The organism is uncultured Subdoligranulum sp. (assembly GCF_963931595.1).
Lineage (GTDB): Bacteria > Bacillota > Clostridia > Oscillospirales > Ruminococcaceae > Gemmiger.
The window spans coordinates 2,836,440-2,855,264 of the sequence record NZ_OZ007030.1 but is presented as its reverse complement, the minus strand read 5'-3'; the positions used below and the strand labels follow the sequence as shown (position 1 = coordinate 2,855,264).

Here is an 18,825-nt window from a genome sequence, read left to right as displayed (position 1 = left end):
CTTAGCCGAAAGCCGGCCGGAGTTTTCCGGCCGGTTTTTGCACGGAGGTGGCCGTTTTCCCTTGACAAATCATCCCGTAGACTCTATTATAACAGTGTTATATATCACTGTTATATGGAGGCGCAGATGGAAGAGAAGTCTACCGCGACCCTGGAAAAAATCCAGCAGGCCGCCATGGAGGAGTTTTCAGAGAAAGGCTTTCAGGGTGCCTCCCTGCGGCAGATTGTGAAGCAGGCCGGTGTCACCACCGGCGCATTTTACGGCTATTTTTCCAGCAAAGAGGCGCTCTTTGCCTCCATCGTGGAACCCCACGCCGCCGCGCTGATGGGCCGGTTTATGGAGGCCCAGACCTCCTTTGCCGAGCTGCCGGAACAGGAGCAGCCGGAGCGCATGGGGCTGGAGTCCAGTCAGTGTGTCCACTGGATGGTGGACTACATCTGTGACCATCGGGAGCCGGTGAAGCTGCTGCTGTGCAAGGCAGAGGGCACCAGCTACGAGCATTTCGTTCACAATATGGTGGAGGTCGAAGTGGAATACACCCTCCAATACCTGGAGGTGCTCCACCGTCTGGGGCATGAATGCCCCCAACTGGATGCACAGCTGTGTCACATCATCGCCAGCGGGATGTTCAACGGCATCTTTGAGATCGTCGTCCACGACATGCCCAAGGAGCAGGCCATGCGCTATGTGGACCAGCTGCGGGATTTCTATACCGCCGGATGGCTGAAGCTGATCGGCCAGTAACATACCGCCAATCTTTTTGTAAGATCGGGGCTTCGCCCCTTTCTTTTTACGCAATCGGTTAGCGAGAGCTAACCTTAAAAGGAGGAGTATTTGTGAAGCAAAAGAAGCAAAATGCGCTGTCTGTGCTGCTGGGATACGCAGGCAGCCATCGGCGGCTCACCCTTCTGGGGTTGGGACTGTCGGCGGTGTCCATGGTATGCAGCATGATCCCGTACCTCTGCATCTGGCTGGCAGCACGGGATCTGATCGCTGTGGCGCCGGACTGGACGCAGGCCCGGAGCGTGACGGACTACGGTTGGATCGCCTTCGCTTTTGCGGTGGGCGGTATCCTCATCTACTTTCTGGGCCTGATGTGTACTCATCTGGCGGCGTTCCGCACGGCGGCCAACATCCGCAAGCAGGGCATGGCCCATGTGATGCAGGCGCCTCTGGGCTACTTTGACGCCAACGCCTCCGGTCTGATCCGCAGCCGGCTGGATGCGGCCGCCGCCGATACCGAGACGCTGCTGGCCCACAATCTGGCGGACATTGTAGGCACGATTACATTGTTTCTCGCCATGCTGGTGCTGATGTTCGTGTTTGACTGGCGCATGGGCGCGGCCTGCCTGCTGGCGGCGGTGATTTCCATACTCGCCATGTGCAGCATGATGGGCGGCAAGAATGCCGCATTGATGGCAGAGTACCAGGCGGCTCAGGACCGCATGACCAAATCCGGCACCGAGTATGTGCGCGGCATCCCGGTAGTCAAAATTTTTCAGCAGACCGTCTACTCCTTCAAGGCCTTTCAGCAGGCCATCGAGGACTACAGCGCCAAGGCAGAACACTATCAGGGCGATGTTTGCCGTGTGCCCCAGTCCATCAACCTGACCTTCACCGAGGGCGCCTTTCTGTTTCTGGTGCCGGTGGTGCTGTTCCTGGCTCCCGGTGCGCTGGCTTCCGGTGATTATGCGGGATTTGTAACGAACTTTGCTTTTTACGCCGTGTTCTCCGCTATCATTTCCACCGCGCTGGCCAAAATCATGTTTGCGGCCTCCGGCATGATGCTGGCCGGCACCGCTCTGGGCCGCATCCAGCCGGTCATGGACGCACCGACACTGGCGGTACCGGAGCATCCCCAGACGCCCAAGGACAATCGGGTGGTTTTCCGGGATGTGAGTTTTACCTACGACGGCGCGCAGTCCCCCGCCCTGTCCCATGTCTCCTTCACCGCCGAGCCCGGAGAGACGGTGGCGCTGGTGGGGCCTTCGGGCGGCGGCAAGACCACTGCCGCCAGCCTGATCCCCCGGTTCTGGGATGCGGACACCGGCACTGTCGAAGTGGGTGGCGTGGATGTACGCCAGATCGATCCCCATGTGTTGATGGATCAGGTCGCTTTTGTGTTTCAAAACAACCGGCTGTTCAAAGCCAGCATTCTGGAAAATGTTCGGGCCGCCCGGCCCGACGCCAGCCGTGAGCAGGTGCTGGCTGCCCTGGAAGCCGCCCAGTGCGGCGACATTCTGGAAAAGCTGCCCCAGGGACTGGACACCGTGATCGGCACCGAGGGAACCTATCTCTCCGGTGGCGAGGCCCAGCGCATCGCCCTGGCCCGGGCCATTTTGAAGGACGCACCTATCGTGGTGCTGGATGAAGCCACGGCCTTTGCCGACCCGGAAAATGAGGCGCTGATTCAGAAAGCCTTCGCACGGCTGACAAAGGACCGCACCGTCATCATGATCGCCCATCGGCTCTCCACGGTGGTGGGCGCGGACAAGATCCTGGTTCTGGAGGGCGGCAGGGTGACGGAGCAAGGCACCCATGAGGAGCTGATCGCGGCAGGAGGATTGTATACTCGGATGTGGGCCGACTACAATCGGGCGATCCAGTGGAAAATGGAAAGCGGCAAGGAGGGGAAATAAATGTTCGGAGCAAACTTTCAACGGAAATATGCCCTGACGGATCAGGGTGTACAGAACACCAAAAAGGGAACCTTCTGGACGGTAATCGTCAATCTGGTAGTCATGGGCGGGGTCAGCATTTTGTACCTTGTGATGTCCGGCCTGATGGAAACTTTGGCCGGCGGTGTCCTGCCTGCGGCTTTGCCGGTGCTGGCTGGCCTCGTGATATTTGCACTTCTCTCCTTTCTCACGCATCTCCAGCAGTACAAGGCCACCTACGGCCTGGTGTACGGTGAGGTCAAGGCCACCCGCCTGCGTCTGGCGGAGCGGCTTCGCAAGCTGCCTCTCGGCTTTTTCGGCAAGCGGGATCTGGCCGACCTGACGGAGACCCTGATGGGCGATGTCAACCGCATGGAGCATGTCTGGAGCCATGTGCTGGGCTACTTGTACGGCTCCTATATATCCACCGCCGTGATCGCGGTGTGCCTGCTCTGGTATGACTGGCGGCTGGCCCTTGCCTGCCTCTGGGGGGTGCCGGTGGCCTTCGGCCTGCTGTTTGGGAGCCGGAAGCTCACTGAGCGCCAGGCGGAGCAGACCAAGCACGCCGCCGTGCGGGTTTCGGATGGGATGCAGGAGGCGCTGGAAAATGTGCGGGAGATCCGTGCCACCAATCAGGAGGAGCGTTACCTTGCCGGGCTGTACCGGAAGATCGACGAGCATGAACGGGTCATGATCCGCGGTGAGCTGGTCACCGGCCTGTTTGTCAACGGGGCCAGCGTCATCATGCGGCTGGGTGTGGCCACCACGATCCTTGTGGGCGCGGGGCTGATTTTGTCCGGACAGATCGACTTCATGCTGCTGTTTCTGTTCCTGATGGTCATCACCCGGATCTATGCGCCCTTCGATCAGAGCTTGGCACTGATCGCCGAGCTGTTTGTCTCCCAGGTGTCGGCAGACCGGATGAACGCTCTGTTCGACACGCCCATCGCCGAAGGGGCGGAAACCTTCCGGCCCAAGGGACACGGCATTGTCTTTGACCATGTGGAGTTCGCCTATGATAAAGAGGCCGTCCTGCATGATGTCAGCTTTACCGCCAAAGAAGGCGAGATCACTGCGCTGGTGGGGCCCTCCGGCTCCGGCAAAAGCACCTGCGCCCGGCTGGCCGCCCGCCTGTGGGATATCACCGGGGGTACGATTAAAGTGGGCGGGGTGGATATCGCCACGGTGGACCCGGAGGTGCTGCTGACCGATTACTCCATGGTTTTTCAGGATGTGGTGCTGTTTGACGACACGGTGATGGAGAATATCCGCCTGGGCAGGCGAGGTGCCTCCGACGCGGAGGTGATGGCTGCGGCCAGGGCCGCCAACTGCGAGGAGTTTGTCAGTAAACTGCCACAGGGATATCAGACGCCCATCGGAGAAAACGGCGCCAAGCTCTCCGGCGGCGAGCGGCAGCGCATCTCCATTGCCCGGGCGTTGCTCAAGGATGCGCCCATCGTGTTGCTGGATGAGGCCACCGCCTCTCTGGATGTGGAAAATGAGACCAAGGTACAGGGGGCGCTTTCTCGGCTTCTGGCAGGCAAAACGGTACTGGTCATCGCCCACCGGATGCGCACCGTGGCCGGGGCGGATCACATCGTGGTGCTGAAGGACGGAAAGGTGGCGCAGCAGGGCTCCCCGCAGGAGCTGATGGCGGAAGGCGGCCTGTTCCGGCACATGGTGGAGCTCCAGAGTGAAAGCGCCCAGTGGCAGTTGAGTGGGGCAAGGCCATAATTCTTTGTGCAATAGAAATGAGAGAAGCCCACAGTTCCCGATACAAAGAACTGTGGGCTTCTTTCTGAATCAAAAAGACAAAATACATTTGATTTAATCGTCATCAGCAATCGAAAGCCGTGCCCTGCGCCGATACTCCAGCGGCGGGCAGCCGAAGCGCCGGACAAAGACCGCCGCAAATTTGCTCTGATTTTCGTAGCCTACCTGTGCTGCGATCTCCGCTACTCGTAATTCGCTGCTCTGCAGCAATTCTGCTGCCCGGCGCATCCTTGCCTCTCGCAAAAATGTGGAGAGATTTTCTCCAAACACACCGCGGAAGTAATTCTTGAGACTGGTTTCGGCAACCTGGAACCGCTCTGCCAGCTCCCGTGCTGTGTGGTTCTGGCTCAGATCTGCGCACAGGATGCTCCGTGTCTCCCTGGCAATGGCCACCTGAGAGCTGGTAAAATAACGGATCATATCAAGATTGGTTCCGAGTGCCCGGGCCAGCGGAGCCAGTAACGTGATATCCGGGTAGGAGCTGCCGGTCTCCCATTTGCTCACGGCAGGAGCGGAGATTCCCAACTGGGCTGCCAACTGCTCTTGGGTCATATTCCTGATCTTGCGCAAAGCGGCGATCTTGGCCCCCAGTGTTTTCTGACTCAGATCCATGAAAGTTTCCTCCTTTTGTGGGTGCTATATATGCCGCGGCTTTTCTGCTTTTATTATACCGAAGCCGGTCAGCCCCCACAAGCGAGGCTCAGTTAAGTGCCAGGAAGAAAATCTGAACAGCATTCAAGAAAAAATTCTTTATTCAAAATTAGCTTTTGTAAAAAACACAATACCATATTTTACCGAATGTTTTTGACCAGTTATATCAATGCGATCCTTCCCGAACAACTCCCGGAAACGGCCTTGGCCTTTCCATAACCAAGGAACTGGTTGTTGCTATGGGCGGTACCATTCAGGCACAAAGCTCCCCTGACCACGAAACGACATTCACCATCTGTTTTCCGAAAGCAAAAGCGTTGCCATAAGGCAACGCTTTTTTGCCGTCGAGCCTTTCTTTTACCGGCGATTTTTCTTCCACTCCTCGAACAGCCGTTGTCCCTCTTCCGACTGGTAAAATGCCTGGATCTTGGGCAGCAGGAACCGGGCGAACCGCTCCAGCTCCTGCTGGGGCACGCCGTCCTCCCGGTTCTTAGCGGACGCCGCTGCCTGTGTTGTTTTCTTCTCCTGCCGATCTTCCGTAGCGGCTCCTTTCTGCAGGGCTGCCCCCTGCTGCCTTACGATGCGTTCTGTCATCGATCCTGACCCTTGGCCCGCTGGCGGCGCTGCTGACGGTTCAGCCGCTTTTCCTCCTGCTGGCGGCGGCAGATGCCCAGCACAAATGGTGTAGCTAAAGTGCTTCTCGTACATCAAGTATTCAAGGGAGATTTCCCGTTCCCATTTCCTTTGCAAGCGCCGGATGGCGGTGATAGCAGCATGGCGTATAACAGTTTTACAATATGCGTCATGGGTTCTCTGAACAGCCATTTGATATTCCGTTTCCGTCATGGAAAATCCCCCTTTCTGTGATGATAAAGAGGGGCGGCAGCACTCCTTGCTGTCGCCCCTTGTCTGCTCACCAGCAAAGACAGACGGGGCTGTCAACGGCGGGCGTATGCCCGTTCATCTTGACCGTTGACTGGCTCGGCTGGCTTCGCTATTTTATTGGTTATCAGCTATCTGCTTGCTTCTATGACACCCGGTTTTTCGGCAGAGTTTTTATAAGAATGAGGGCATAGACAAGGATAATGGCAAATTCAATCAAGGTGGAAATCATACGCTTCTCAACGTTTAGGCTTGCTTGATTTGCAAAAGCACTAAGTATATTTATCATGGAATGAGTAACGATACAGGGAAGCAGGCTTCTACCACGGTAAAACAAAATTACAAACAGGAAACCAAAAGCAATCGCTCCCACAATTTGAAACAGATTTGCTACAAGTTCCATACCGCTGCCGTTTACTAAATTCACCAAATGTCCAACACCAAATGTAACGCTCGAAATGATAATCGCTGTTTTCACATTGTCCTTAGCAATCGCCTTAAAGAGGAAACCTCGAAAAATCACTTCTTCTATAAATCCAACGCATAGCATTAAAATGATATGACAGACCATTTCCAACCAAGAGTAATTTACCATAATCCCATTCCAAAGATTACTTGTAGCCAAAATAATCAACGGAACGTAGTAGAGGAACTGGCGAGCTGATACAGATGATTTACAAAGCCCATACTTGTCAAGTAACCTGTTTTTCTGCATAAAGGAAAACAAAACTATAGCCTGTACAACACAAAAAACAGCACTTACAGCGTTTTCAATCCCTATTATTTCATTGAGTGGATTGGCTAAGGATTGCAAAACGCAGTAAACTCCAATCCAGACAAGAGCAAATGTTAACTCGTTTTTCTCGTATAGCTTTTTCATTATATGTCCTCCTGTGCGGCTAAAACTGCGCCTTTATATGTTTGCTCCAAATGAGAAGCAATAAGTTCTTCGTCATACTCTAATGAGTTGTTAGCAATAATACTTGCATATCCGTGAGCAAATAAGGCAATCGTTAGAAATACTTTTTTTGTCTGTTCTATGCTCATTTCCATTGCTTCCTGCATAACAGAAAGGATGGGAATAAGTTCCTCTGAGTCGATCATTTCAAGTAGACTGTTCTCGGTGGCAAAGCCCGACTGGAAAAGTAAGCGGAACAGTTTAGGTTCTTCAATCGCAAAACGGATATAATTTAATCCGATTCCAAGCATAATTCCTTCTTGCGGCTCTTTTATGTTCATCAAATATTCCGTATGAAATCTATCTGCTTTGGCATAAGTAGCTTTTTTCAATTCTTCAATCGTTTCAAAATGATACATAACTGGCTGCGTGGAACAGTTCAGCTTTTTTGCAACTGTCCTAGCGTTGATATTTTCCACACCCGATTCACGAGCAACCTCAAATGCGGCATCAATAATCATATCCTTTGTGACCTTAGCTTTTGGTGGCACTATATTTACCTCCGATTTATTATATTTGTTATATAACGTAAATTATATATTAAATTTCCTTGCTTGTCAATCATTTGCCTGTGCAGTAAAAAGAACCGTTGTCCCGTAAACATTCACACGGTCATAAGCGGCTCTTTTGTGCGGAATAGCAGGTGGTTGTCTATCAAATTTTTGTGTGTTACTTTATGGCACATGAGCATTCTCACGTTGGCAGTGCAGCAGCCGTCCGGCACTGGCCCGTGAAAGGCTCACACAGGGCCTGCCGTTGGCTTTCCAGCGCCCGGTGGTATCCTGGGCCGACAACCGTAACAGCCCCAACAAATGGCCGTACAGCAGCTTACTTTCGCCGGGAAGTTCCCGGTAGGGTTGCTCTGTAAGAAGGCTGGACGGGATCATCAGGAACCCGTCAATGCGGTTGAGGTTTTCCTCTGCGGGAACGAGTTCATGGTTCAGATGGCACCTCCTTGTGTTCTGGGTTGGTTGCGGACTTTGGCTTCTGGCATCCCTCTTTTCCGGTTGTTTTTGCCCCCGGAAAATGTTTGATGGTTTCATCATATATTCTTCCGACACATACAGCATACAACGGCTTGCAGCCGTTTTCAAGATGTGTTAGACTGTTTTCATGTTGGATGATTCACACGCTTTTCTAGGCTGTAGCCGAAACACGGCAAAACACAGAGCCTTTTTCCGCCCACTATGCTCCAACACAGGACGGTGACGAATTTTGAACTACCAGACGTACCTTTTCTTTGAAGGCCGCACCGAATATATCCAGGGTTACGACACGCCCCAGCACACATATCCGCTGGGGTCCCTGGTGTTCGGTGTCCTGGACCTGGATGCCGCCCCCTACCTGGAACGGGGCCGCGCATTGCTGGAAAGATTCCGGGGCGTAAACTTCGCGGAAGATCAGACCATGCAGCAGAGCCTGGCATCCCCTGACACCTGTGTGTACTATCAGGTGGCTTCCTTTTACCATGACTTTGCCGCCGCTGTGCGGCAGGTCTCCCCTGCTCTGTTTGATCTGGTGGAAGGTTACACACTGGCTACCTTCCGTCGCAATGAGCGGGAACTGAAAGCTACCCAACATAGCGTGTTTCAATTTATACATACTGGAAAAAATGACAGTTCGTATACATTTGATGAATTGCGCGCCAGAATGTCCCATCTCGGCGAATTGGCCATAACCAGTGACATCATGGAAGGGTTCTGCCGGAACTTTCCGGAGTACACAGACCAGATGAAGGTCTTTATCCAGCGTGATACCGGGGATGCCTCTCTGTGCCGGACAGCGCTGTCGGTACTGGAATCCTTTGTGACGCTGCTGCAACAGTTGGTGGACGGCAAAACAGATCTGCACCAGCTGATCGAGGCTACACTGGTGGACGAGGATGGCCGCCCCAGAACGGAGCATGGCCAGCGCCCTTCGGAGCTGCTGGTGGAACTGGCCGAAAATGGCGATTCGACCTACCAGAAATACCACAAGCTGGAGGACGACATCCATATCCAGACCCGTTACAAACGGCCCACAGACAACAAAAAAGGCGGCATTTCTGCCGCCACGTTCTACGCGAGCGATACGCTGCCCGCGTTACTCTTTTTGGAATTTGTACAGATGTGTGCCCAGGATCTGCCGGTTGCCGTCTGTGAAAGCTGCCACCGGCTATTTGTTCCCTTCTCAAGCCGCGCCAAGTATTGTGAGCGGGTGCTGGACCCGGAAACCGGCGCCACCTGCAAGGATATTGCTGCCAAGTTGGCCTATGCTGAGGAGCTGAAGGCCAACAAAGCCAAGGAACTCTACAATAAGATGCGCAACCGCTACCAGATGCGCTGCTCCCGTGCTCCCGGCAACCAGAAAATGCGGGATGACTACAACGCCTGGCGAAAACAGGCACAGATGGCGCTGAGTAAGTACCAGTTGGGGGAGATAAGTTGGGAGAAGTTTGAAAAAGCCATACGCACAATAAACTAAAACAGGCCCCTCATGCGATGAATGCATTGCATGAGGGGCCTGTTAGCTATTTTTAGGTATCCTTTTGACTTACATATTTCTGTTTGATCTACATGGCTTGATTACTGCAAAGCTAACTTCTATCAATAGAGTTAAAATATTTACCACTATACGCCCCCGCCGCCTCACCTGTCAGCTAATCGATGTAGAAATTATTGAAAATACTTTTTATTCATGGTATCGTTAATAGTAAGAGAAATTGTATCTGTTTTGCTATCTTTATATAGAAAAGGAGGTAATTTATGCGTTGCCCGTATTGTCATCATTTGCTGAACCGGACTGCTTCCTATTGCCCTCATTGCGGCAAACCTATCGCGCAAAATTCATGTTCCTCAGAACAGATCGATCTAAAGTCGAAATCTATTCCTATTCGGTGGGTTGTCCTTTTTGTTCTTCTTATATTGCTTTTGATAGGTGGACTTTCCTTTTTCTTGTTTAGACAGAAAACTCCCCTTTCTCACAGCCTTGATACCTATACTGAGATCAACCAAAAGCTTTCCTCGATAGAAGAACCCTACTTAGATGAAGAAGGTTTTGTTTCTTCTGAGGATTCCAAAATATTGCTTGAAGAGGTCTTTGCTTATATTCAAACGCTTTACGAACAGGACTTGATAACTGATTGCTCTTACACCGATGGTGATACAGCTGTTTACTATCAAATTGATAACTGGCTTGGATGTCTCTATTTTCCTCAGATCAAGGATATGCTCTCTGGCGCATCCGGTGACGTGCAAATTGTGACGATAGAGCCCTATCATTCTGATTTAGATATGTGGTTAAACAGTAAACTTACAGGGCCCTACATTAATAGTTTCGTTCCTCGTGATCGTCTTGGCTTATACTATGATAGAACATTTTTGGACACGGACGGGGTAGCAGAAAAGCTCAAACAATTTAGTGATCATTTTATATATGAACAGGATTACCACAATGAATCCGTTGATATAGACTTATTATATACTCTAGATTTTCGCAATAGCGTTGTAATTTGGCAAGGGCATGGCGGGTATCTTGAGAAATATGGTTCGTTACTTTCTATAAATGCGAAAAAATGGGATCAATCGGATATAGAAGCTCACAAACAGGAGTTCTCTGATGATTCGCTCCTTCTTTGCCCGAATGATGTTATTGCTATAACTTCAAAATTTTTTGAACAGCATCTTCCCGAGAACGCTATGGAGAATAGCCTTATATATCTAAATACATGCGCTTCACTAAAAGATTATGTAAATACTACTGATCAAACAAGTTCCTCTCTGTTAAGACTACGTGACCAAACAAAGTGCACTCAAGGGTCGAATGGCACCCCCAAAAGTCTTGCTTGCGCCCTTTTGAATGCAGGCGCGAAGTGTGTGATCGGCAACTCAGATTCTGTCCTTATCATATATGCATATGCTATGCAGGATACTATTTTTGACGCGCTACAAGATGTCGGCACCGCAGGGATACGGAATAGCGTCTCTCAATCGATTATATATGCTCAAGAATTATGTAAACCTGCCTCCAATGGTGCCGCTGTAATGGCAGTTGGCACAGATATTACTCTTGATGATCTTCTAACCCCTTCCGTTAAAGACAACGACAGTTCCCTTTCCGCCCCTTTGTCAGCAGCAGATGTAAACTGGATTGTAGAACCGACTTACGATTACGATGATGTCGAACCTATCTACTCCTACTTATTTGATCATTACACAGGAGAACCATTGCAGGATGATAGATACTCTATCTATAACAACTACTATGCAATCACCCGAGGGGACAGTTACTCTTTGTATGAAATGGAAACGCAAACGGAATATTCTGATTGGCAAACAGGCTTAGTCAATGAATTTGGTTACCCCACCATTCTTACATACGAAACGAAAGAAAGCAAAATCAACCTTTATCCTGTCGGCTCTACGCCATCGATTTCGCCCCCCTGGGAAGGAGTGGGTTCTTCTATTCCACATGGTACCACATGCGGCGCAATTGTTTATGATCCTGAAAAGCAGTCTTTTTTGTATGTTCGTGTAAGTGAAATGGATGAAACAATTTTCGAAGAACAAGATCTTACGCAAGGTTCTTGGTCAAAACCGTACCCGGTTATTGAATGCACCTCGGAGTCCGTTTCTTATGCTGATCCACCGTATCAGACCTATCATGTCGCCAGTTATGAAAATTATTATCAAACAGACGATGATATCCTTTTTGCCTACGTTTCTCCCGATGGAACTTTGCTAACAAATTACCAGTTCGATAATGCCACAGGTTTTTCCGATGGCCTTGCCGCCTGTTCTGAAAACGGGAAATGGGGTTATGTCGATGAATCTGGCAATAAAGTGACCGATTTTATCTATGATCCGCTCTTGCCCGTAGGGGCATCAACCACAATGGACGGGGGCGAACGGCAATACAATATTGTTCAATACGGATACCCGTGTACCTGTGACACAATGGTTGTCTGCAAGGACGGAGAAATCGGTTTGCTCTACCGCGATGGGACAACACTTCTTGATTTTGGAGAATTTGAGGACTTGGCCCCTGCTTATAATGATCAACTTTGGGCTAAGCAAAACGGACTGTGGGGTCTAATTGATTTGGCCGCACTGAAAGAGAAAGCCAATCTTTCTGCGTAATTCATTTTAATAATAGATTCGTCCAATAATATAGTAGAATAAACGCAAGAACCGGCATGGCCAAAACAATTGTGGCCATGTCGGTTCTTATATTATACAATTATCTCCAGGGAATTCCAGAAAAAGCAAATCCGAACGCACCTTCGAAAAGAAGTACGTTCGGATTTGCTTGGTATGGTGCACCATCGGGGACTCGAACCCAGGACCCACTGATTAAGAGTCAGTTGCTCTCGTAAATAGCCTAAGCATCGGTTACAAAGGGGTGTGGATTTTCCAATCAAAGTAATCCTCTTGAGTTATTGCTCCAGCTTCAATAAGTGATTTTTCGGTGCACCAGTCTCTAAGAAAATTTTGGACGGCTTCATCGTGTATTACAATGGCTACAGAACTTTTTCCTTTCCGGTTGCAAGATCGCAGACAGTTTTCTTTGTTTAGAACATACAATTCAATAAGGGTTGTATCGTCCTGATCTAACCAAAGCAGATTGTGGAGCAATGCCTGCAGCGTTTCATCCGATTCCAAGGAAAACATTTCCTCCGGTACGTTCAAAGCATGAGCTATTTTATTGAGTTGGTCACGTTTGAGTGTTCGATACCCCATTTCATATTGGGCTATGCGATTTGCCCCGTTCTTTCCCAATCCAATCTTCTCGCCTAACTCCCGTTGCGTCATGTGCCGGTGTTGACGAATTTGGCGAATCCTTACCCCGATTTTCATAACGTGATGATCCCCCCTTTCGTCAGTAAATGCAGCTTGCAATATTCTCGCTGTATTCTATTATAATATTAGTCTCAGTTCGTTGGCTGGTTTTCTTTCTCGAACCTACCATTTGGCTGTTTTCTCATCAGTTTTATCCGCATAATTTTCTCAACCTTTACCGTCGTCGCCCATTTTTTGTCGCTTTAAAGATATTTTTTGTGTAGTATTAGCCCCTCACCACGTTTCACATGGTAGAGCACCTGACTGTTAATCAGGGTGTCGTCCGTTCAAGTCGGACTGGGGCAGCCAACAAGCGATAGAGGTTTTCCTCTGTCGCTTTTTTTTGTTTTCTATAACGAAACAAGGTTTGATTTTAAACGCAGTATCAAACACCTGCCGAAGAGAATAGCATTTAACCAAAAAGAGGCCGCACGGTTCTTTAACGGTTCCGTGTGGCCTCTTGCTTTGTCTGTTTTAAATATTGTTTATTCTTTTCGTCGCAGAAGGGCAATGCCCAGCATCGCCGCAGCCGAAAGCACCATCAGCAGTGCCAGTACAGCCACCGGCAGCGTGTCGCCGGTCTGGGGAATCTCACCAATAGTCACGGCGGCAGCTGCTGCAGGTTCCGCTGCCGCGGCGGCGGCCGGTTTGGATGTGCTGCTGACCGTAACATTTTGCTGGTTTTGCGTCGGGGTCGACGAGTTGTCTTCCTGGGGGGTATCGGGGGTGGGTTCCACCGCCTGGTCACCCAGTTTTCCCAGATAGAGATCGTCCACTGCGCCCCAGCCCCCGGGCTGGATGTCCAGCAGGATGCCCGGCGTAACGACGGTTTCTTCCGTCAGCGTAAAGGTCAGCGAGGGCTGCTGCCAGTCGCCCCACTGGGTACCAGCAAAATCCGCGGAGGCCAGCTCACTGCCATCCGCATCGGTCACGGAGATCCGGCCGGAAGCCCCCTCCCCCTGCATGTAGAGGGTAAACGTGTACTGTCCGGGCTGCAGCGTCACCGGGTCATGCTGCACAGTGACAGTGCGTGCAGCCGCAGAATAGAAATGAAGATACCGTCTGCCGCTGTGCAGGTTGCCGGGTTCCTTTTCCGTAACCCCGTTGCCCGGCCAGTTTTCTGAAAAGGTATATCCGGCACTCCCATCCTCAAAACCGGGATTTTCCAGCAGGTTGGGGTAAATGACAGTCAGCGTACAATGAACCTCCACCGTCACAGGGGTATCGGCGGGTGTTACCGTTACAGTACCCTGCACAGTATAGCTGCCCGTCGGCAGAGTGTTCAGATCCAGTCCGGCAGTTTCCCATACCACGGGGGCTGTCTCGCTGGTACCGTCGCTGTAATACACAGTAGTGGCGTCCGGCAGGGTGACAGCAGCGGTGCCGTCGCTGCCCGCCTCCACCGTAAGAACCGGGTTGTCGGCACTTTCCACCTTTTTAGGTGCCACCGAGCCGGTTTGCATCAGCTTCCAGACATACAACGACGCCAACGGTTTGCCATCGAAGTCAAACATTGCCTGATTGTCCACCGCCGAGCCGCCGTACCATTTTCCGGCGTCGTCGGGGTCATATTCTCCCGCGTAGGAGGATGCCCAGCCTGAGCCGTATTGTTCCCAGGCAAGGCGGTTGGCAGCCACCTGCGCATCGTAGGCTTCCCCTTCCAGGCCGGAAACATTGTGCACCGGCTGCCATGCCGGTTCCCAGTAGAACAGGCCGATGCCGTTCTCCCCTACCGCAGTGACGGCGCTGGCCACGTCGGCCACCTCCGATGCCTGGCCCTGGACCGAGAATGCCCAGTTTTTACCGCTCATATTGCTGTTATCGTTGGAGCCGACCCGCACGGTGTTGTCGTGGCCGTCGCCGTCCTCCAGCGTGGTAGCCCAGGAAGTCTCGGCCACCATGACCTTCTTGCCGTAGGTATCGGCCACCTGCTGCAACACAGCGGTCAGGTTGTCCAGCGAGCCATGCCAGTAGGGGTAGTAGGAGGAAGCAAACACATCGTAGTTCACGTTATGGTCCGCCAGCTGCTTGGCGTATCCCGCATAGCGGCCTGCTGTTTCAGGATTGGTGAAATGGACAGCCGCCAGAATGGTGGTATTGTATTCAGCCGCCACCGCATGGGCAGCATCCACACCGGCCGCAAACAGCTTGGCGGCAGCGTCCCAGCCGTCGGTTCCATACATCACACCGGCAATGCCGTTATTGGTTTCGTTTCCGATCTGCACCATGCCCACGTTGACCCCTGCATCCAGCAGCGTGCACAGGCTTTCGGTGGTAAAAGTCGAAACTGCAGCAGCCTTTTCGTCCACCGTCATATCCTTCCACGCCTTGGGCGCCTGCTGTTTGCCCGGGTCGGCCCAGAAATCCGAATAGTGGAAATCAATAAGTACCTGCAGTCCTGCTTCGGTAGCCCACTGGCCCATCTGCCTGGCGGCGTTCAGATCGTTGTCGCCGCCGCCGTAGCCGTGCCCCAGAGCATCATAAGGTTCATTCCAGACCCGCAGGCGCACCCAGTTTACCCCTGCATCGGCCAGCTGGGTCATAAAGGCCTTTCCCTGGGACTCCACCGAGTCACCCAGCGGATTGCCGTCCGTATCCCGGAACACCACCCCGCTGTTGAGCAGGGACAGCAGCGAGGAAACGTCCACACCGCGGATAAAATCGCCATCCGAACCGGCCACATAGGGCACGGTGATCTCCGCCTCCACCGGATCGGGCGCAGGCTCCTGAGGTTCCTGTTCTGCCGCAGCGTCCACCTCCGCAAAGGTGATGGCCAGACGCTCGGTGTCCGTTTTCAGCTCCGCTGCCAGGTAATACGTTCCCTCGCTGGGCAGCTGGGCATCCGCCGTCAGGCTGTGCCCGCTGTTGTTATCGTGATTGCTGAACACCGCATCCACCGGGGCGCTCTCGTGCCCTGTCTGCCACTGGTCGGCCCAGAACCACAGGTACAGTCCCTCCGCCGCCAGATCCGTGACCAGCTCGCCGTCCTTGCAGACCACCGCACTCAGGTGGACGGTTTCACCAGCAGTGAGATGGTCGGTATCCGCCGTCAGTTCCACGGTATATACCGGTTCCTCGGTCGACGGCGGGGTCACCTCCCCCTGCCGGACCAGTTCCAGGTCATCCAGGCACCCCCAGCCATTCAGCGTACACGGCAGCGTTACGCCCACACTATACTCTCCCGCCGTTTCCACAACGAAAGTTTCTTCCAGGGTATCCCAGCTGCCGTAGCCGGTCAGCGTTGTCCGGGTGCCGGTCCAGGAACCGCAGAAAAGCAGAGCGGCACAGTTCTTGCCCTGGGCGGAGGCACGCATCGTATAGTTGCCCGCCTCCAGGGTGACCGTCTGGCTGACCGTCACCGTCGCCTCGTTGGGGCTCCACCAGTGAAGCATGGCGGCATCGCTGCCGTCAGGGTCCTTGCGATCGATGACGGTCTGGGATTCCGCTTCGCCACCCCAGTCAGAGGCCGTGCATGTCCAGGGGCTGTCCCCGCCCCAGATATCCTGGTCGAAGCTGCCATCCTGCAGCAGGTTAACGGCATTTTCCTGAGCCGCCGCAGCAGGGGCAAGGACCAGCAGCATGGCCAGGGCCAGCAGGGCGCTGAAAATACGCCGGACGCCATAACATTTTTTCACAGATTTCACCTCTTTATAAAAATGAGGGGACCGCTGCACGACAAAGAGTTCGCAGCGGTCCCCTTCCGGATTCATTCTGCGCAAAGCGCGGGGCTCCGGCCAACAATCAGCCCTTGTCTGCGCCGGAAGTAATGCCTTCCACGTAGAATTTCTGCATAATGACGAACAGGACCGAAATGGGAATGGATACCAGCACACCACCGGCACAGAACAGTGCAAAATAATTGTTGACCAGTGTGCGGGAAAGCATGTTGTACAAGCCGATAGCCACCGTCCAGTCCGAGCTGACACCCGAATTGAGGATCATCTTGGCCATAACAAAGTCGGTCCAGGGCATCATGAAGGAATTGATGATGGTATAGACCAGGATCGGACGGGACATGGGAATGACCACCTGCAGGAAGATGCGTGCTTCCGATGCGCCGTCCAGCTTGGCAGCCTCCCGCAGGGAAGCAGGTACCGTATCGAAGAATCCCTTGCAGATCAGGTAGCCCAGGCCGGAGGACCCGGCATACACCATGATCAGGCCGGCGTAGGAGTTGGTCAGGTTCAGATACCGCAGCACGAAGTAGACGGCAATCATGGCCAGTACGCCGGGGAACAGGTTGACGGTGACCGAGAGATTCTGCAGCAGGCGGCGGCTCTTGAATCGGCAGCAGCTGAATGCGTAGGCAACCATCAGCACAAAGCAGGTAGAGATCACGCAATTGAAGCAAGCCACAACAAAGGTATTGGCAAACCACTGCGGGAACTGTGCCACACTGTCAGGATGGAACAACACGTCGATGTAATTGTCCAGGGTATAACTTTCCGGAAAAAAAGTGGTGATGTTGATACCGCGATAGCTGGAGAAGGAAGTGACCAGCAGCCAGACGATGGGCACCAGCCAGACCGCCGCCAGAATAGCCAGCACCAGATGGCGAAGGACGCTGCCCACACCGCGCCGGATTTTGCCCTGGCGCAGTTGCTTTTGGGTAGAAGCTGTCATAACCTGCGTCAAGAGAACGTCGCCTCCTTCTTATTGATAAAGCGGAAACATACCACCGTAAATACGGCGCAGATGATAAAGACCATAATGCCGATGACGGCGGCCATCTTGTAGTTGTACTGCTCCTGTGTCAGGCGGAACAGCCAGGTCACCAGCAGGTCCACTTCCTTGGCGCTGGAGGCAGCCATGGCCTGGTCGGTGGTTACATAGACATCCTGGGTGAGCAGATAGATGACGTTGAAATTGTTGATGTTCTTTACAAAGTCGGTGACCAGCGCCGGGCCCTGTACGCTGAGCAGGTACGGCAGCTTGATGGAGAAGAACATCTGCACGGGGTTGGCACCGTCAATGCGGGCGGCTTCCAGCATATCGCCGGGAATGTTCATCAGCACACCGGTGGCAATGAGCATCTGGTAGGGCACGCCTACCCAGATGTTGATAAGAATAATCATCACCTGTGCCCAGCCCGCATTGGTCAGGAAAGGAATGTACTCCATGTTGGCGCCGATCAGGCCGGCATTGCGCAGCAGTTCGGTGACACCGAGGTTGGCCATCATGGTGTTGAAGATGCCGTTGTCGCTGAAGAAGTTGCGCACCAGCAGCAGGGTGACGAACTGGGGCACCGCAATGGTGATGATAAAAAGCGTACGCCACAGCTTGGGCAGCTTGGTTTTTCGGTCATTGATGAACATGGCCAGAAAAACACCGCCGAAGAAGTTGGTGAAGGTGGCAAAGAACGCCCATACCAGCGTCCAGACCAGGATCTTGCCGAAGGCATACCCAAAGGTAAGGGAGAGCGCCTGCCCGCCGCCGAACAGGGTGAGGAAGTTGGTCATACCCACCCAGGTAAACAGCGAGTTGGGCGGCATATGCTGCTGGTCATAGTTGGTGAAGGCCACCGCAATGAGGATGAAAAGCGGTATGATGGTGAAGATCACCACGCCCAGTACCGGCAGCGTCAACAAGGTGACGTAGAACTTCTCGTTCAGGTAGACGCGGATATCCTGGCCGAAGCTGTTGGTCTTTTTGCCGGCCTGACGGATTCTTTGCAGTTGATAGTTGGAAGTTACCACCGCCATAGCCGATGCCAGCAGCGCCACGATAACCACCAGGGCAATAACGCTGAGCAGCAGAATGGCAAAGGAGTTATCATAATTGTTGACTTCGTTTTTCATGGTCGCCGGGTTGAAGACCATTTCCATCTGGACGGTGCCCAGCGTACCGAATTTCATCAGGTTGGGAATGCCTGCCACGCCCAGGTAGTAAAGGCCGAGCCCCTGCACCAGCGTGACCAGCACCGCCTTGATCAGCTGACCGTGGCCGATGTAGCCAAGCCCCCAGATGAGGAAGGACAGTTTGGTGAAGATGTCACCGTGAACCAACGCATGGCCGAATTTTTGCAGGAAGTTGGGTTCTTTGCCGTCTGTACGCAGCGGCGCTTCAAAAGCCATTTCTGCCACCGTGC

Annotated in this window: 15 protein-coding genes; 6 read left to right on the top strand and 9 right to left on the bottom strand. The window is 52.8% G+C overall.

Annotation, left to right across the window (positions count from 1 at the left end; translation table 11 throughout):
• Positions 1 to 126: 126 nt before the first annotated feature.
• The 3 genes from ABGT73_RS13600 (at position 127) to ABGT73_RS13590 (ending at position 4,391) form a co-directional block, all read left to right on the top strand.
• Positions 127 to 744: a TetR/AcrR family transcriptional regulator gene (locus ABGT73_RS13600; protein ID WP_346670185.1), complete on the top strand. Its 618-nt coding sequence runs from the start codon at positions 127 to 129 to the stop codon at positions 742 to 744.
• A 92-nt stretch (positions 745 to 836) separates the two neighbouring features.
• Positions 837 to 2,639: an ABC transporter ATP-binding protein gene (locus ABGT73_RS13595; protein ID WP_346670184.1), complete on the top strand. Its 1,803-nt coding sequence runs from the start codon at positions 837 to 839 to the stop codon at positions 2,637 to 2,639.
• On the top strand, positions 2,640 to 4,391 hold the full coding sequence (locus tag ABGT73_RS13590) for an ABC transporter ATP-binding protein (RefSeq protein WP_346670183.1): 1,752 nt from the start codon (positions 2,640 to 2,642) through the stop codon (positions 4,389 to 4,391).
• A gap of 93 nt (positions 4,392 to 4,484) precedes the next feature.
• Here the strand turns inward: ABGT73_RS13590 and ABGT73_RS13585 are convergent, their stop codons facing one another.
• A complete protein-coding gene (locus tag ABGT73_RS13585) occupies positions 4,485 to 5,042 on the bottom strand; it encodes a helix-turn-helix domain-containing protein (RefSeq protein WP_346670182.1) in 558 nt (185 codons plus the stop codon).
• A 176-nt stretch (positions 5,043 to 5,218) separates the two neighbouring features.
• Between ABGT73_RS13585 and ABGT73_RS13580 the strand changes: the two genes are divergently transcribed.
• Positions 5,219 to 5,407 carry a HAMP domain-containing sensor histidine kinase gene (locus ABGT73_RS13580; protein ID WP_346670346.1) on the top strand — a complete coding sequence of 63 codons (189 nt, stop codon included), beginning with the start codon at positions 5,219 to 5,221 and terminating at the stop codon, positions 5,405 to 5,407.
• A 31-nt stretch (positions 5,408 to 5,438) separates the two neighbouring features.
• Here the strand turns inward: ABGT73_RS13580 and ABGT73_RS13575 are convergent, their stop codons facing one another.
• From ABGT73_RS13575 to ABGT73_RS13560, 4 genes are all read right to left on the bottom strand, one after another.
• Complete coding sequence (locus ABGT73_RS13575; RefSeq protein ID WP_346670181.1) at positions 5,439 to 5,927, bottom strand: hypothetical protein; 489 nt, start codon at positions 5,925 to 5,927, stop codon at positions 5,439 to 5,441.
• 181 nt (positions 5,928 to 6,108) lie between these two features.
• Positions 6,109 to 6,843, bottom strand: coding sequence for a CPBP family intramembrane glutamic endopeptidase (locus ABGT73_RS13570; protein WP_087324772.1), 735 nt, complete (start codon positions 6,841 to 6,843; stop codon positions 6,109 to 6,111).
• Positions 6,843 to 7,412, bottom strand: coding sequence for a TetR/AcrR family transcriptional regulator (locus tag ABGT73_RS13565; RefSeq protein WP_087324771.1), 570 nt, complete (start codon positions 7,410 to 7,412; stop codon positions 6,843 to 6,845). Before ABGT73_RS13565 ends, ABGT73_RS13570 begins: the two co-directional genes overlap by 1 nt.
• 183 nt (positions 7,413 to 7,595) lie before the next feature.
• Entirely contained in the window at positions 7,596 to 7,967 is a 372-nt protein-coding gene (locus ABGT73_RS13560) for a hypothetical protein (protein WP_346670180.1), read from the bottom strand.
• A 169-nt stretch (positions 7,968 to 8,136) separates the two neighbouring features.
• On the opposite strand from ABGT73_RS13560, the gene ABGT73_RS13555 reads away from it, so the two are divergent.
• Both ABGT73_RS13555 and ABGT73_RS13550 read left to right on the top strand, forming a co-directional pair.
• The gene (locus ABGT73_RS13555) at positions 8,137 to 9,384 is read left to right on the top strand and encodes a DUF6076 domain-containing protein (RefSeq protein ID WP_346670179.1); all 1,248 of its coding nucleotides are present in this window, start codon (positions 8,137 to 8,139) and stop codon (positions 9,382 to 9,384) included.
• A 281-nt stretch (positions 9,385 to 9,665) separates the two neighbouring features.
• A complete protein-coding gene (locus ABGT73_RS13550) occupies positions 9,666 to 12,038 on the top strand; it encodes a WG repeat-containing protein (protein WP_346670178.1) in 2,373 nt (790 codons plus the stop codon).
• A gap of 252 nt (positions 12,039 to 12,290) precedes the next feature.
• Here the strand turns inward: ABGT73_RS13550 and ABGT73_RS13545 are convergent, their stop codons facing one another.
• The 4 genes from ABGT73_RS13545 to ABGT73_RS13530 all read right to left on the bottom strand — a co-directional run bounded on the left by ABGT73_RS13545 (position 12,291) and on the right by ABGT73_RS13530 (position 18,811).
• A complete protein-coding gene (locus tag ABGT73_RS13545) occupies positions 12,291 to 12,755 on the bottom strand; it encodes a helix-turn-helix transcriptional regulator (protein ID WP_346670177.1) in 465 nt (154 codons plus the stop codon).
• 467 nt (positions 12,756 to 13,222) lie between these two features.
• Positions 13,223 to 16,372 (bottom strand): glycosyl hydrolase 53 family protein, encoded by a 3,150-nt coding sequence (locus ABGT73_RS13540; RefSeq protein ID WP_346670176.1) that lies wholly within the window; start codon positions 16,370 to 16,372, stop codon positions 13,223 to 13,225.
• Positions 16,373 to 16,478: 106 nt separating this feature from the next.
• Positions 16,479 to 17,372: a sugar ABC transporter permease gene (locus tag ABGT73_RS13535; protein ID WP_242655014.1), complete on the bottom strand. Its 894-nt coding sequence runs from the start codon at positions 17,370 to 17,372 to the stop codon at positions 16,479 to 16,481.
• Positions 17,369 to 18,811, bottom strand: a complete 1,443-nt coding sequence (locus tag ABGT73_RS13530; protein ID WP_007048067.1) for a carbohydrate ABC transporter permease — start codon at positions 18,809 to 18,811, stop codon at positions 17,369 to 17,371. The genes ABGT73_RS13535 and ABGT73_RS13530 overlap by 4 nt, the downstream gene beginning before the upstream one ends.
• Between the last annotated feature and the right edge of the window lie 14 nt (positions 18,812 to 18,825).

Excerpts from the sequence above, each read along its gene's own strand:
- ABGT73_RS13575 (WP_346670181.1), bottom strand. The coding sequence starts at position 5,927 with ATGACGGAAACGGAATATCAAATGGCTGTTCAGAGAACCCATGACGCA.
- ABGT73_RS13550 (WP_346670178.1), top strand. The coding sequence starts at position 9,666 with ATGCGTTGCCCGTATTGTCATCATTTGCTGAACCGGACTGCTTCCTAT.
- ABGT73_RS13530 (WP_007048067.1), bottom strand. The coding sequence starts at position 18,811 with ATGGCTTTTGAAGCGCCGCTGCGTACAGACGGCAAAGAACCCAACTTC.
- ABGT73_RS13585 (WP_346670182.1), bottom strand. The coding sequence starts at position 5,042 with ATGGATCTGAGTCAGAAAACACTGGGGGCCAAGATCGCCGCTTTGCGC.
- ABGT73_RS13590 (WP_346670183.1), top strand. The coding sequence starts at position 2,640 with ATGTTCGGAGCAAACTTTCAACGGAAATATGCCCTGACGGATCAGGGT.
- ABGT73_RS13600 (WP_346670185.1), top strand. The coding sequence starts at position 127 with ATGGAAGAGAAGTCTACCGCGACCCTGGAAAAAATCCAGCAGGCCGCC.
- ABGT73_RS13570 (WP_087324772.1), bottom strand. The coding sequence starts at position 6,843 with ATGAAAAAGCTATACGAGAAAAACGAGTTAACATTTGCTCTTGTCTGG.
- ABGT73_RS13545 (WP_346670177.1), bottom strand. The coding sequence starts at position 12,755 with ATGAAAATCGGGGTAAGGATTCGCCAAATTCGTCAACACCGGCACATG.
- ABGT73_RS13560 (WP_346670180.1), bottom strand. The coding sequence starts at position 7,967 with ATGATGAAACCATCAAACATTTTCCGGGGGCAAAAACAACCGGAAAAG.